5 protein-coding genes are annotated in these 16,086 nt (G+C 51.2%); all 5 read right to left on the minus strand.

All coding sequences use genetic code 11. The annotated features are described in order from the left end of the window. Positions 1–17: 17 nt before the first annotated feature. Genes KJS63_RS17325 through KJS63_RS17345 form a run of 5 tightly spaced genes read right to left on the minus strand, consistent with a single transcriptional unit; the run spans position 18 to position 16,075 of the window. The gene (locus tag KJS63_RS17325; RefSeq protein ID WP_213620259.1) at positions 18–6,608 is read right to left on the minus strand and encodes a non-ribosomal peptide synthetase; all 6,591 of its coding nucleotides are present in this window, start codon (positions 6,606–6,608) and stop codon (positions 18–20) included. After that, the gene (locus tag KJS63_RS17330) at positions 6,593–9,760 is read right to left on the minus strand and encodes a type I polyketide synthase (RefSeq protein WP_213620260.1); all 3,168 of its coding nucleotides are present in this window, start codon (positions 9,758–9,760) and stop codon (positions 6,593–6,595) included. Before KJS63_RS17330 ends, KJS63_RS17325 begins: the two co-directional genes overlap by 16 nt. Further along, positions 9,760–13,122 carry a non-ribosomal peptide synthetase gene (locus KJS63_RS17335; protein ID WP_213620261.1) on the minus strand — a complete coding sequence of 1,121 codons (3,363 nt, stop codon included), beginning with the start codon at positions 13,120–13,122 and terminating at the stop codon, positions 9,760–9,762. Before KJS63_RS17335 ends, KJS63_RS17330 begins: the two co-directional genes overlap by 1 nt. Next, positions 13,119–14,753 carry a non-ribosomal peptide synthetase gene (locus KJS63_RS17340; protein ID WP_213620262.1) on the minus strand — a complete coding sequence of 545 codons (1,635 nt, stop codon included), beginning with the start codon at positions 14,751–14,753 and terminating at the stop codon, positions 13,119–13,121. Before KJS63_RS17340 ends, KJS63_RS17335 begins: the two co-directional genes overlap by 4 nt. Beyond that, positions 14,750–16,075: an ACP S-malonyltransferase gene (locus tag KJS63_RS17345; protein WP_213620263.1), complete on the minus strand. Its 1,326-nt coding sequence runs from the start codon at positions 16,073–16,075 to the stop codon at positions 14,750–14,752. The genes KJS63_RS17340 and KJS63_RS17345 overlap by 4 nt, the downstream gene beginning before the upstream one ends. Positions 16,076–16,086: the final 11 nt, after the last annotated feature.

A 16,086-nucleotide genomic window follows, 5' to 3' on the forward strand; every position in this document is an offset into this window, starting at 1 on the left:
CTCTCCTCCAGTCAAGTTCATCTTCTTCGGGTTCGCCTTGCTCCCAGACGCATTTCAGCACGGCTCGCAGCAGCTTCGGCTTCAGCCATCTGTCCCACGGTCATGCCGCTGTCACCTCCGATATACTCAAGGAGATTGGATATAGTCGTGTACCTGAACAAGTCGACAACCGGAATCTCCCGTTTCAGCAGGGTTTGAAGTTCAGCCTGCATTTGAATCAGCTTTAATGAATTGCCTCCAATATCGAAGAAATGCTCATCAGGACCGATATGCTCCACACCCAAAAGTTTTTTCCAAATGGCTGTAATCTGCTCCTCCAGTTGAGAGCCGGGGGTCCAATCTTCAGGAGCACTGGCGGCCGATAATTTCAGCAGGGCTTGGCGATCCACCTTACCATTTACGGTTAAAGGCACCTGCTCTACAATCTGTATTCGCCGGGGAACCATATATCCAGGCAGCTTGCTTTTGACAAAAGACTTGATTTCTTCTTCATCCACAGCTTCTACATTTGTACTATTCATAGTAATAAAGCCGAGGAGCTGCTTTCGCTCCTGCTCTTCATCAACGAGCACAATCGCTTGCTGCACAGATGGATAGGATTTAAGCGCGCTTTCAATCTCACTTAGCTCAATACGGTAACCATTGATCTTGACTTGCAAGTCCTCACGGCCCATGAATTCAATCACCCCATCCGCTCCATATCGACCCCAGTCTCCGGTACGGTAAAGCCTTTCTCCGGTATGGGGAGAATATATAAATTGACGCTCGGTCCTCTCGGTATCTTTCCAATATCCCGCCGCAACGCCGACTCCGCCGATATACAATTCACCCGGGACATTCGCTGGACGCTCTTCCATACGTTTATTCATCACATACACCCGCTGACCTGACATGGATATTCCGTAAGGAATGCTGACCCAGGATGGATCAACATCTCCCACTGGGTACAGAATGGACCAGATCGCGGCCTCCGTGGCTCCACCAAGTGACACAAACTGCATATCCGGGTTCAAACGGCGAACCTCTTCCGGAAGGTTCAAGGGAATCCAGTCTCCGCTGAGAAGGCAGATTCTTAGCGCAGGGAGCCGCACGGATGATCGGCAGTAAGCAACCAGCATACTCATAAAAGCAGGTACGCTGTTCCAGATGGTTACACCATGCGCGTTGATTAGATTCAGCCAGTGTGAAGGATCGCGAAGCCGGTCTGGTTCTGGCAGCACAATCGCGGCTCCAACGCTCAAAGCACCAAATATATCGTAAACGGATAGATCAAAGCTCAGGGAAGAAAGGCTAAGAGCCCGGTCTTTCGGGCCGACTGCGAATCTCTGGTTTATGTCCTTGATTGTGTTGACAGCAGAAGCGTGATTGATCATTACCCCTTTCGGTTTTCCCGTACTTCCAGAAGTGAACAATACATAAGCAAGCTGATTCGGCCTAACCTCCACACCTTCTAGATTGTTGTCTGCTTCGGAAGCACTCTCACCAACATCCCCTGCAATCGTCAACCTTACCACCGCTTCTGGCCAAGAAAGCTGACTGCCAATGCTGCCTGATTCAACAAATGCTGCCGCAGCTTCACCGAGACTAAGGAGCTCAAGGATTCGCTCACTAGGCAGAGATGCGTCAATCGGCAGATAGGCTGCGCCTGCTTTAAGAGCTGCGAGTACAGCCACGATCTGCTCCCAGCCTTTGTGCATAACGATTGCTACAAGGTTCCCTGGCTTGACCCCGCAAGCCAGCAGCTCTTTGGCGGCTGCATTCGCAAGCGAGTTCAATTCCAGATAAGTAAGGCAGCGGCTTGGTGATATGACTGCAAGAGCCTCATGCTTCTCCCGGACCATGCGTTCAAAATCCTTAGTCAGTACCCCATCCTCGCATACGGGCTCACTTTCGTGAAGCTTCCCGATTTCCCGAAGCTTGCAGCGATGTTGGAAATCAGCAGCATACTGGCTGGATAGCGGAAGATTCTCTTCCCACATTTCAGTGCTGGAAGCAAGCAGATGAAGAAAAGAACAGTACACCTCAAACATTTCATCGACCATGCCGTCAGGGAACAGCTGCTCCATCACGTCCCAATTAAAGTGCAGCTCCCCTTCCCGTTCGGAGACCTGATGATCCAGCCACACTTGAGGAGTTTGGGAAATACTCCGCGATTCCGTGTGCTCTTCGTTGCGCCGCTTGAATATCCGCTCGAATGATGAACCGGAAGATTCCGAGTTGGACATATCCAGCAGACTTGTAAATACAACCGGAATCGGCTCGCTTACGATTCCCCGGCGTAGAAGCTGTTCTGTCACACGAATTCCGCTGTATAACCGGTGATCCAGATCTGACCAAAGACGGCTCTGCACTTCTTGAGCCCGCCGATAGAACGGAGCTGCAGTGCTGTAATCCACTTCGAGCAGGCTGACCGTTGTAAAGTCCCCCACTACTTCATTTAATTGGGGGTGTATCGGAAGCCTGTTAAACAAAGTCAGATTCAGCAAGAACCGCGGCTGCTTGGCATACAAGACGAGTACCTCCGCAAAACAGGCCAGCAGCAGTGCTGATGGAGTCATATTTCTCTTTCGCGCTTTCTCGCGAAGACGGTTCCAGGTCTCCGAATTCAGCACTGCTTTTCGGCGGCAGAACCGGGGGTTGTCCACCGTGGCCACAGCACCCGCAAGAGGCAGCAGCGGCCCTGGCGGCAGCCCATCGATCCGCTCCATCCAATACGATTGGGCAATCTGATAGGCTTCCAGAGAGCTCATGCTCACCAGGGAATTCACATAGTCGCGGAAGTTCGCATCTAGTTCGGACAATTCCTCACCATGATCGGAGTACAGCTTGGCCCAGTCACTCAGAATAATCTGGAAGCTTCGCGCATCGGCAATCATAAGGTCGATACTCATATGAAGCCGGGTCACATTCCCGGCCATCTTAACGGCTCTGATGGCAAACATCGGCCAGGTTCCAGGATGAACATAGTGGGACATCTCCTGCCTAATTGCTTCCAGAGTCTGTCCGCAGGCTTCTTCTGTATATGCTGATGCATCAACCTTCCCAAACCGGTAATATGGGACCTCCTTTAACACTTGTTGAATGCCATCAGGCCTAATCATCGCCCTAAGCATCGGGTGCCGCTTGATCAATTGCTGAAAACAGCGCTCCAGTCGTTCTAAATCTAAATCCTCAAATTCCATTTCTTGATACACATGGGTAGCAACTTGTCCTCCGGAACTTAGCGCCTGTCTGCCTGACCAGTAAGCCATCTGCACCTCTGTTAACGGAAATGGCTCAAAGGCTTCGTCAGGTGAAGCAATATATCGGAGCAGCTCCGGCTCCTGCCGGTCTAAGCCATCAATTTTCTGGTGACGCAGATGTGAGCTCAGTTTGAAAATGGTGGCGTTTTCCAGCAGTTCACGCAACGTCAACCCGGCTTCCATTTCCTTGTTTATTTCGTGAAGCAGCCTTACCGCAGACAACGAGTTGCCTCCCAAATCAAAGAAGTGGTCATCCACTCCGATTGGAGAGCGGCACAGAATCCGTTCCCAGAGTTCCGCAAGCTGGAACTCCATTTGGTCCGCCGGCTCCCGGTAATTTCCGGGGCCGGCCTCCCTGGAAAGCGGTCGTTTAGCCAAGTCGCGGCGGTCTACTTTTTTATTCGGTGTAAGCGGAAGCTCGTCCAGCAGAATGAACCGGTCTGGAATCATATAGGACGGCAGGGTTTCCCGAAGCTTGCTCTTCCATTTCCCCGTATATTCAGCAGATTCTGTTCCGGCTCTCGTTTCCGAGGCAGTCCAGTACGCTACAAGCGTCCGCCCTCCCCAAGCATCTTCGGCAGCTACCACAGCTGCAGCTGCAACCTCGGGCTCTGCACATAACCGCTGTTCAATCTCTGCGGGTTCGATCCGGAAGCCGCGAACCTTGATTTGCTGATCCGCCCGGCCGTAATACTGCATATTCCCGTCAGGAAGCCAGCGTACAAGGTCCCCGGTATCAAATAACCGGTCCTCACCATCAAGTAAATCCTTACTGATAAACTTTGAGGCCGTTAGCTCATTTTGATTGTGGTAGCCCGGGGAGACTCCATCTCCCCCGATGTGCAGATTGCCTATCGCTCCCATCGGGAGCAGCTTGCGTTCTCCGTCCAGAACATAACAGTTCGTCCGGCCAATTGGCCTGCCAATGGGAACGGGTTGAAGACTGCTTTTATCTTGAAGACGGTGCGCTAGCGACCATACTGTTGTTTCTGTAGGGCCGTACAGATTCCAAACGTCCCTTCCACGCTGCTGCAATTGCCCGGCCAGATCGGCTTGCAGCTCTTCACCGCCGCAGAGAAGCGTCATTGACTTTGAACCCTGCCAACCCTCCATGATCAGCATTTTCCAGAGTACTGGCGTTGCCTGCATGAAGGTAGGGGTGTAGCGGTCGATTTCGCGAATCAAAAGCTGTGCATCCCCGGAGCTGCCGATCTCAGGGAAGATGACGGCGGCTCCATTCGATAGAGGCAGAAACAGCTCTAACACGAATATATCGAAGGAACATGTCGTCACCGAAAGCAGTGAATCCTCAGGCTGGACCTGGAGAAGCTGCTGCATGGAATGTAGGAAATGTACGGCATTCCGGTGAGTTATAGGAACCCCTTTGGGTTGCCCAGTACTGCCCGAGGTATAGATCATATAAGCCAGCTCGGATTGTCCGGGTCCAGGTTCCTCATAAGAGTAGTTGTCATTCCTCCAGCAATCGCTGTCCCTGCCAATCTCCACACAAGTTATGCCCCCGAACATTCCTGTTAGCGATGAACTCTGCACAAGAATACAGTCAAGCCCTGCATGATGGGCTATAAATTGCAGGCGTTGTTCAGGAAATGCCGGATCAAGCGGGACATAGGCACATCCGCTCTTCAGAATACCGAGAATTCCGACGGCCAGTTCCAGGGAAGGAGAGGCACAAATTCCGATCCGCTGGGAAGGTCCTGTAAGACGCTCGTGCTGTAGGTATGCAGCTAACTGAGTAGATTTGCTCATCAGCTCTGCATAAGTGTAAGTTTCCCCTGAGCAAATTAAGGCTGCTGCTGAAGGGGTTAGGCGGGCATGCTCATCCGCCATTGTGTAAAGTCTGGCCTCTTCCGGATACTGCACTCCTGGACCGGAAGCAGCTGCCAACAGCCGCTGGATTTCCTGTGGTGACAGCATATTCAAGCTGGACAGCGGCGTGTGGATTTCCAAAGGAAGCTGTTCAAGCAGCCATAAGTAATTCTCTAGAAAAAAGCTCGCGGTCTCATCGGTGTACAAGGCTGAATTGAACTCAAGCGATATTTCCATTTCATCCTGATGTTCAATTACTTCCAGAGTCATATCAAATTTAGCGGTGGACTGCGAAATCTCTTGGGGAGCACAGGTCGCTCCCCTCATATGCTGCAGGGATTCTCCACCCTTTTGGAAGATAAAGAAAATCTGAAATAAAGGAGCAAATGCCGGGTCCCGCTCCGGCTGAATGATATCCAGCACCGTTTCAAACGGAACGTTCTGATGTTTAAGTGCCCCTAGGACCGTCCGGGCCGTACTGCTCAGAACCTGGCTGAAATCGTCCGCTTTTCCGATATCCGTACGAAGGACTACATTATTGACAAAGCAGCCAATCATGGACTCCGTCTCTTCCCGGCAGCGTCCCGCAGTAGGCGTGCCAACAAGGATGTCACTTCTGCCGGTATACCTTGACAGCAAGAGGTTAAAGGCAGCCAGCAGCATCATGAACAGTGTCGCTCCCGCGCCGCGGCCAGCACCTCTTAAAGCTTCGAGCTTCTCGCCTCCAACTTGTGCCCTAATTGTCTTCCCGCCAAAGGTAAGCTGTCTCGGACGGGCATGATCCGCTGGAATTGTGAAGAAAGGATCTGCTCCCTTCAGCTGCTCCTCCCAGTACAGAACCTCCTCCTGAAGCATATCTCTATCCATCCAGTCACGCTGCCAGAGAGCATAAGACGGATAATCGTACATATTCTCAGCACATTCAGGCATGTGTCCCTGCTCGAGATCGTTGTATAGCTGTATCCATTCTTCAGTCAGGAGTTTAAGCGACCAGCCGTCCGAGATAATGTGATGTATGACAAAGACTAATACATGCTCTTCCTTGGAGAGTTGAAACAGACCCACACGAACTAAGGGTGCACAGTCAAGAGAAAATGCTTCATGAATCAGCGCCTCAGCCTGTTTCTCCAAATCCCGAAGCTGCTCATCTGCGGTCTCTCCTTGGACCTGAACATGCTGTATGTGAATTGCCACGTCTTCCAATACATATTGCACGGGAACTCCATCATCTTGAGCAAAACAGGTGCGGAAGCTGTCATGTCGCTTCGCTAGCAACTGTAAGCTTTGATCAAGTAGGTCTTGCTCCAGCCGTCCATTGATCCGAATAGCTTGATGGAGATGATAGCTGGAACCGGTCTCGACCATTTGTTCCATCAGCCACAGTCGCTCCTGGCTGAAAGATAATGGGAAACTGCGCCCTTGGCGTGACAGCTGTTCCAGCGGAATCTGTGTTATGGAAATCCCGCGTTCCCGCATTTGCTGTTTAAACCACTGTTTCTTATCTGGCGGCAAAGAAGACAGGGCTATTTGTTGTCCCATGAACCATCCCCTCCATGCTTCTTGGGATCATCTTTTTCCTGGGCGTTTGCAGGCACTGCCTCGCTCATGGCGGCTAGTTCATGAAACAGCGCCTCAATGGCAGGCTTTTCTGCAGATGCTTCGCGTGCAGGATCAATCAGAGCAGCCATCTCCCGAACCGTCGGCTGAACGAAGATCGTTTCGATTGGCAGCCGAACCCCTAAGGTACGATGAATTCTCTCAAGGACCTGTGTCGCCAGCAATGAGTGTCCTCCAAGCTCGAAAAAGTCATCAAATATCCCTACAGGACTTAGGCGCAATTGATCTTCAAGAATTTCGACCAATTTCTTCTCCGTCTCCGTTGAAGGCGGCCGATACGCAGTTGACAGTTTGGGACGTGCGTGCTTGGCGACCGGTCCTGCGGATAAGCCGTTTAATGAAGAAGCTTCCGGCTGCCGGTTCAGGTTATCTTCACGGCTGCCAGTCTGCGGAATGAGTGCTTCGGAACGAAGGTCCGCATGAATCCAATAGCTCTCATGAGAGAATGAATACGTCGGCAGCGGAATGCGATTTCTGTTTTTGCCTGCATAAAATTTATCCCACTCGATACTGCAGCCTTTCACCCATAGCTGGGCGACGGTCCGCATCAAGTATTTGCCATCGTCGTCTGATAGCTTGCTGGGTTTCAGAGCCGAGACAAATACGCTCTCCGCTTCCGCTTTATGGTTCTGAGCGGCCAGACCACACAAAGTCACCCCAGGCCCAACCTCGATATAAAGTCTCTCCGGGTCACTCAGCAGCTCTTCCATGCCTTTCATAAATAACACCGGTTCGGTGATATGGCGTGTCCAGTAATCTACATCAACGGCCTCTTCATCTCCCAGCCATGATCCAGTCAAGCAGGACATGATCGGAATCGAAGGCGCACTCATCTTGATCTGAGCGAGCAGCTCGCGGTACGGCTCAAGCACAGGTCGCATAAGCGGGGAATGAAAGGCATGGGAAGTAACCAGCCGTTTATTATAAATCCCTTCTCCCGCCAGCTGCTGCTCCAGTTCCTCAATGGCGCTTATCGAGCCAGCTACAACGCTGATCCCCGGACTGTTTACCGCTGCCAAGGTGATTCCGTCCCCCAGATACGAATCAATCTGCTGGCTGTCTACACCAACAGCAAGCATGGCGCCTCTTTCCATGCTCATCATCCATTCCGCCCGGCGGCATACGAGATGCAGCGCATCTTCAAGACTGAACACACCGGCTACGGCTGCTGCGACATATTCTCCCAGACTATGACCGATCATAGCCTGTGGTCTAAGTCCCCTGCTGATCAACAGCTGAGCCAGGGCATATTCCACGGCGAACATAAGAGGCTGGGTAAGCGAGGTCTGATCTATATCCAGACCCGTGCCACTTTCCCCTAAATTCATCAATGGAATGATATTCATTCCTGTATGCTGCCGGATCAACCCGGCGCAGCGGTCATAATGCTGCCTGAACACTTCTTCATCCCGGTACAAGCCCTGTCCCATACCTAGATACTGGGCACCTTGCCCTGTAAACATAAACACAAGAAACCGCTGAGTGGATACGCCTTCCGCACTGTAGAAACAATCTGAGCTTTTCCCAAGCTCCAACACCTCTGCCGCCTCTTCCCGGCTGGAACAGATCAACGCTGCCCGGTGGGAAAACGCACGTCGTCCTGTGGCTAGGGTATAAGCAGCATCCGCAAGACTGTATTCAGACGGCTTCTGCATGTGAATTTTTAAATTCTTAAGATTGCCCTCTAAGGACTTCATGTTTTTGGCTGAAACCGTGAGGATCTGCCAGCCATCCTCCGCGCTTTCGACGTTCCGCTCAGGGGGCTCCTCCAAAATCACATGAGCATTGGTCCCCCCCATCCCAAGCGAATTTACACCTGCCCGTCTAGGATAGGACTGTGTCTGCCATTCCTGAAGCCGTGTATTGACATAGAAAGGGCTGTTCTCAAAATCAATAGCCGAATTCGGCTTGTTGAAGTTCAGGGATGGCGGAATCTGTTTGTAATAGAGCATTAAGGTGGCCTTTATGAAACCTGCGATTCCCGCAGCGGAGTCCAAATGCCCGATGTTGGTTTTTACCGAGCCGATCGGGCAGTAACCTGTCCGGTCCGTAGAATGGCCAAACGCTTGTGACAGCGCTTGAATCTCTATCGGGTCCCCCATTCGGGTGCCCGTACCGTGAGCCTCAACATAACCGATTGTGGAGGCATCCACTTCAGCGAGAGCCTGGGCCTGAGCGATGACCTCGGATTGGGCGTTGACACTTGGCGCTGTATAACTCACTTTCTCTGAACCATCATTGTTAACGGCAAATCCTTTTAGAACTGACCAGATATGATCCCCGTCCCTTAAGGCTTCATCGAGGCGTTTTAATACAACTATTCCATATCCGTTACCAGGAACAAAACCGCTGCTCTCCTCATCAAAAGCCCGGCAGTGTCCGTCAAGGGACATAATCCCTCCCGGCTCATACATATACCCTGACCGCTCCGGTGGACCCACCGTGATGCCTCCCGCAAGCGCCATGTCACACTGATAGGTCAGCAGGCTCTGGGCAGCCATGCAGACTGATACCAGCGAGGTCGAAGACGAAGACTGAACTGCCATTGACGGTCCCTTCAGGTTTAAACGATAGGATATCGTGGTGGCCATGCTGTCCTTGTCATTGCCGATAGCTGCCTGCAGATTGCCGGTCGCCAGCATTTTTTGGATATGCGGATATATGTTCAGAAACAGATAAGAACTCATGCTTTTGCCAACGTATACACCCACGGAACCGGGAGCTTCCTGGGGATTGTACCCCGCATTTTCAAGAGCAGCCCAAGCACATTCCAGCATCATCCGGTGCTGGGGGTCCATGAGCTCAGCGTCCTTCGGATTAACCCCAAAGAAGGAAGCGTCAAACGCATCCAGTCCGCCAATCTCGCCCTTGGATTTTACATAATTGGGATTTTGAAGAATTTGGGGATCAACTCCCGCCTCTTCCAAATCCGTTGTTGAGTAATGGGTAATGCATTCTTTCCCGTGAATCAGATTGTCCCAGAATTCATGGATATCAGCGGACTGTGGGAACCTGCCTGCCATTCCGATTACAGCGATCTCATTTCCTGTATAGGGGTGCTCAGGATAACTCATTATGATTTTCCTCCCTCTATTTCAGTGATGACGGCCGCCGCCGCAGAAGCGACTCTCCGGTAACGGCTAAACGCATTTTTTTGCTTCTCGGCCTTCTCTTGAATCGTCGCAGCGGATGGATCGTCTGTCTCCTCGTTCAAGTATGCTGCCAGCGAACGAATAGTCGGGTATTTAAATAAGCTGATTAAGGTTAAACGATCACCAAACTGTTGATTCAACTGGTCAAGAACTTTTGCAAGGAGCAGCGAGTGCCCGCCCAAGTCAAAAAAGTTGTCTGTCACACCAAAATTGCTGGTATGGAGCACTTCCCCCCAGACTTGAGCGATTTGCTTTTCTATTGCTGTTGCGGGTTTGTCATGCACTTCGGACACACGCTTTCCTGCTCTAATCGGATCGGGCAGGGCTGCGGTGTTGAGCTTCCCGTTCATATTCCAAGGAATGCTCTCCATCTCGAGATATGCGGAGGGCTTCATATAAGAAGGAACACGGGTTTCCAGCCATGCCGATAATTGATCCACAGTATAGCTGCCCGGCGTACGCAGTGTATAATAAGCTACCAGCTGCAGATTGCCTTCATGATCCGGTTTAGGATGAATTACTCCCTCGGCGATTTCAGGACAGGCGTTAAGATGGTTCTCCACTTCATCAAGCTCAATGCGGTGTCCTCGGATTTGGACCTGCCGATCCTCCCGTCCTCCAAAAGTGAGTTCCCCACTGCCTCTCCAGCTTCCATAATCCCCTGTAAGCAGAATTTTCTCCCCTGGTACAAATGGATGGTCCGCAAACTTCAGATGGGTTAATTCAGGACGGTTCAGATATCCTCTGGCGAGCCCGGAGCCCGAAATGCATATTTGTCCACGAACTCCAATAGGCACAGGCTGCATCAATTGATCCAACACATAGACCTGCTGATTGGCGACCGGTCGTCCCAAGGATGACACGGCCCGCTGGAAATCTTCCGCATCCGGTGTGAAGATTGAATAAGTGCTGCATACACCCGATTCGGACAAACCGTATCCGTTAACGATCATAACTCCCTGAAAATGGCTGACATGTGCCGGAAGCAGATTCTCTCCCCCACTCAAGATCAACCTCAGGCTGGCCGGGGTCTTTGCTTCATCGTTAAGCCGTCTTAACATGGAGGGAACGGTGCTGAGCATCGTGACTCGATACTTCTCCATGTACCCATTCAACTGGGAGGGATGGAGCAAGGTCATCTTATCGGGCAGGACCAGTGTGCCTCCGGCAGCCAGAATGGGGAGTGACTCCCCGATAAAGCTGGACGATGCTACTGAAGTCACGGGGAGCATGCGGTCTTCTTTGTTCACGTTATAAGATGAGATAAAAGAATGTACAAGATTGTTGATGCTGCGATGTTCGAGCATAACCCCTTTCGGCACACCGGTTGTGCCGGAAGTAAACACGATATAGGCAAGGTTGTCGGCCCTTGGCAAATCTCCGGGCATGTCTTCAGTCAGATAGCCATACTGCAAGTCCTTCACTTCAGTGGATGGTTCTTCAAGCAGGTCAAGCATAATACACGCTTCCTCAGGAAAAGCCAGCCGGCGGGCATGCCCGTGATCGGTAATGATATAGTAGATTCCCAACTCGTTTAGAATGGTATGAATCCGATCCTTTGGCTGCCCGGGATCAACGGGAACCACTACTCCGCCTGCGCGGGAGACGGCCAAACATGCCGCGGCATATCGGGCTGAAGATGGAAGACATACCACCACAGGCACCTGATTGGAGTCCTCTATGCTTGCAAGAAGTCTGGATGCAATCTGCCGGGCCATCAAATCCAGTTTTCTGTAACTAATGGAGGTTTCACCCTCCAAAATGGCGCAGTGCTCTGGGTAATCTATGATCATCTGTCCAATCCGGTGGATATAATGAGGCTGCGGGTCCAGCAGCTCCGTATCGTTCCATTCCTCTACGAGCATTCTGTAATGCTCATGGTCAAGCAGTGTGAGCCGATCAAGAGCCTGTTTCGGGTCGGCAAGGACAGAACGAATCAACTGAATATAACAGGAAATCCACCGACGGATCGTGGATCTGGTAAACAGGTCTGATCTGAACTCAAAAGTTCCCCTTAACTCCTTCCCCTCTTCCCAGCAGGATACGGTGAGATCGTTCTGGGCAAATCCGGCGTCCAAAGTAATGACGGACAACCGGATATCCTGCACCTCCATCTGAGGAATTGGGAGGTTATCCATTTGAAACATCGTTTGATATACCGGGTGGTAGCTCATCTCTCTGGACGGGTTCAGTCTCTCGACAATCCGGTCAAACGGCACATGCTGATTATTAAAAGCCTGCATAGCTTCATGATGAACCTGGCTGAGGTATTCATTGAAAGACAGAGAACCGTGAGGTGAGCTGCGAATGACCACGGAGTTGACAAACATTCCGATCAGCCCTTCGAGCTCCGTTCTTGGCCGCCCGGCGACAGGTGCCCCTACAAGCAGGTCTTCCGCTGCACTGTACCGGTACAGCAGGGTTTTAAATACAGTGAGCAAAAAGGTGAACATGGAGACCTGATCCTGCCTGCAATACAGCTGAACCTGTTTGTACAGTTCTTCATCCAGCCGAAAATATTCAAGCCCACCCCGGCCGCTCATTTCTGTTCCTCTGCTGAAATCCGTCGGCAGCTCCAGCAGTGGCGGAGCACCATGAAGCTTATCCTGCCAGAACTGCAAGTCACTCTCAAACTTCGGCTGGCCGTACTGCTGATGAAGCCAGTCCACATAATCCCTGTACTGCAGGCGAAGCGGCTGGATTTGGGAAGGTCTATTCAGAACAGCATCTTCATACAGCTGAATAAATTCCTCCAGCAATACAGACTTGGACCATCCGTCCGAAATGATGTGATGCATGGCAATGACCAGCACATGCTCATCATCCCGGATACGAAGTAAGGTAAACGAGATAAGCGGGTCCGATGCCAGATTCATTTTGCGGGCTGCAAGCTGCGTAATCATGTCCATCACCGCTGGATCATCCGCACTTTGAATGTCATCTCCTAGAGGTAGGTATGTAAAATCCGGCGGCCGCTTTCGTGGGATCGCCCTGGGAACCCCCTGATCCAAGGCAATATTTATATTTAGGACCTCATGGCGGTCCATAATCATGCCTATCGCAGTCTGTACGCTTGTTACATTCAGCTTGCCAGTGATCTTAAGCGCAGTTCCATTGTTGAAGGCCGTACTGTCAGGATGAAGCTGCTGCAAGAACCAGATTCCCCGCTGGGCATCCGACAAATCAAACGGTCCATTCTTCCCTGAACCTGAAATGCCCTGTTTGTCTGGAATGCGAATCCCCTTATCCCTAAGCAGTTTTAGATACAACTCATCATCCATCATTGCTCTGCCCCCTTAGCGGTAACAGCGGTCTCCTGGTTCATTGAGAAGAGCAGTCTGCGGTCCGCTTTCCCATTTGGTTTGAGCGGAATTTCATCCACCCGGATAATACGTGTCGGAATCGCATACTCAGGCAGCTCACGTGCCAGATTGTCTTGTAATACCCGTTGATTCACCAGATCCGTACCGCTGCCTCCAACGATATATGCCGTCAGGATCTGGTCACCGGACTCATTGACATGAACCCCAACTACCGCATTCTTGATCTGATCGCAGCGTAGCAGACAGCTCTCAACTTCCTCCAGCTCGATCCTTAAACCGCGGAGCTTGACCTGGTTATCTTCTCTACCCGCATAAATCACTTCGCCATATTCGTTCCAGTAAGCCAGGTCTCCAGTCCGATACATACGTCCGTCTGGCTCATATGGATTGGAAATAAACCGGTCATGAGTTAATGCCGGACTATTCAAATAACCTCTTGCGAGTCCAATACCGCTTAGGTATAGTTGGCCAACCTCACCAATCTGGGCAAGTGTAAGATCCTCTCGCAGGATAAATAATCGTATGTTATCAATCGGCCGGCCAATCGGTACCGGATTCATCCCATGGTCTCTCTCACATGGGTAATGAGTGACATCAATCGTCGCTTCTGTAGGACCGTACAGATTAATGAGCCTGATTGGTTGTTCATACGGGAAAACCGAATAGAACCGATCAACCAGATCAGCAGCTAACGCTTCACCGCTGCAAAATACATAACGCAGGCTGCTGATTCGCTTGAGATCAAAGTCCGTTTCAATGTATTCCAGGAACAAGCGAAGCACCGATGGAACGAAATGGATCACACTGATCCCATGCTTCTCTATCAACTTCACGAACCGCCGTGGATCGTTCTCCCTACCAGAAGGCAGCAGCACTACAGAAGCGCCTGAAATCGTCCACCAGATCAGTTCCCATACCGACACATCAAAGGTATATACGGTTTTCTGAAAGAGGACATCACGTGAAGTAAGCGGATATGCCTTCTGCATCCACTCGATGCGGTTAACCAATCCTCCGTGCTCAACCAATACGCCCTTGGGATCGCCTGTGGAACCCGAGGTATAAATGAGGTAAGCCAGATCGCCGGGTTGAACTTTTACATCGGGATTAGTGTCAGGGAATCGGTCAAGCTCCAAAGCTTCCATGGATATCAGTTCCGTGTTCAGCGGCTCGGAGCCCAGGAACTTAAATCCATCCTCCACTATCGTCAATGCTGCCGAACTGTCATCGAGCATTTTCTTAAGCCGGGCAGACGGACAGTTTGGGTCAAGTGGCAGGTAAGCCGCACCCGCCTTTAAAACCCCGTAGATGCATACCATCATGGCATAAGAGCGCTGCATGATCATAGGCACAATGGAACCTGGACTAAGCTGCCGTTCCCCCAAAGCATGAGCTAACCGGTTTGCATCGCGGTTCAGCATGCTGTAAGTGTATACTTGATCGCCATCATAAATTGCAGGCTGATCCCCGGACGAAGCGGCGGCATCCTCCAGCCACTTGACCACAGTGATTTCTGAAGAATAAGGCGACTCGGTTAGGTTGAAATTTTGAATTTTGCTAAGATGAGATTCATCCTCTACCTTGAAATTCATACCTGCCCCTCCCTATAATCAGGCGAACCTCCTACGCCCTGTAAGGAGGGTCCGATTCCCGTTCTGTTCCGAATTTGCTCGATTCGCAGTTTTCTTTCTTCCACAGGTGTCTGTTTATCCTCGAAAACAGCCAGCAGCATGGCAAAGGCTTCGTCGAGATGCTGCTCTGTGAGCATCAGGCGACCCGCTTCGATCTCCTGCTTGATTTGTTTGACCTGTTCATACATTCTCAAAGAACGTGAGCCGGCCCCTGGCCGAGGATCATGATTACGGGTCGTAACGGCATGGGTAAGACACATCGTTAAGGCCTTTAACCGATGATCCTCTTCCGAATTGCCGCCCTGGGGCGACTGCAATTCCACACCTCCAAAGGTTGTGTTTTTGCTGCCCCACGCCGTTATTTTCATCCGATCGGCCTTCTCGTCATGGGCATAGATTTGAAGTGAACCGGAGGTTTCTTCAAGAAGCATGGTCTTTAAAACATTTTGCGGCCCTATTTCCAGAAACACCTCTACTCCTTGGTCCACAAGATAACGGAACGACTTATGCCATAACACCGGCCTGAACAGCTGCTGTGGCAAATAATGCAAAATTTCTTCTACAGACTGGTAAGGACGTCCAGTCACGTTGGAGAGAATCGGACAAGACGGCATTTGCCAGCGATATTTGTGCAGCTCATTCGCCATCTTCTCCGCCTGCGGCTTCATGAGCTCACAATGATAAGGTGCGCTGCCTATGAGATGAGTGACTTTGCCACCTTCATCCGTGATCTGCAGCTCCAGTTCCTTTAAAGCATCGTCCATGCCCGAAACAGCTGCCTGTGTGGAGGAATTGAGACAAGCAATGCCAATCTCCCGCCCCTGACTAATCAACTGCTCGCATAATGTCTGAACCCGATCAGGGTTCACTTGATCCATAATGCTCATGCCGCCGCCCGTCGTTTCCATGATTTCTTCAGCGAGCTGTGCCCGGAATTGAACCAACTTCAGCCCGTCTTCCAAAGACAATGCGCCGGAGCAGATCAAAGCGGAGTATTCTCCCAGACTATGCCCGGCCATGTACGCAGGCTCAATACCTGTCTGCTCCATATACAACCGAAAGTGGGCAACACTTGCTGCGCAAATTGCGGGAAGCATGCTGCTGATCCGGTTCAATTTCACGGTGCTTCCATTCATCATGATTCGGGAAAGATCCATACCAAGAATACGATCGGCCTCATCCAGGGTCGTCCTTACAGAAGGAGAAGCTTCGTACAGGCTGCGCATCATGCCTTTGTATTGGGAACCGGAACCAGGAAAGAGCATTGCCAATTTAACGGTCATAGAGACCCCTC

This window comes from Paenibacillus sp. J22TS3, assembly GCF_018403205.1.
Classification (GTDB): Bacteria; Bacillota; Bacilli; order Paenibacillales; family Paenibacillaceae; genus Fontibacillus; species Fontibacillus tuaregi.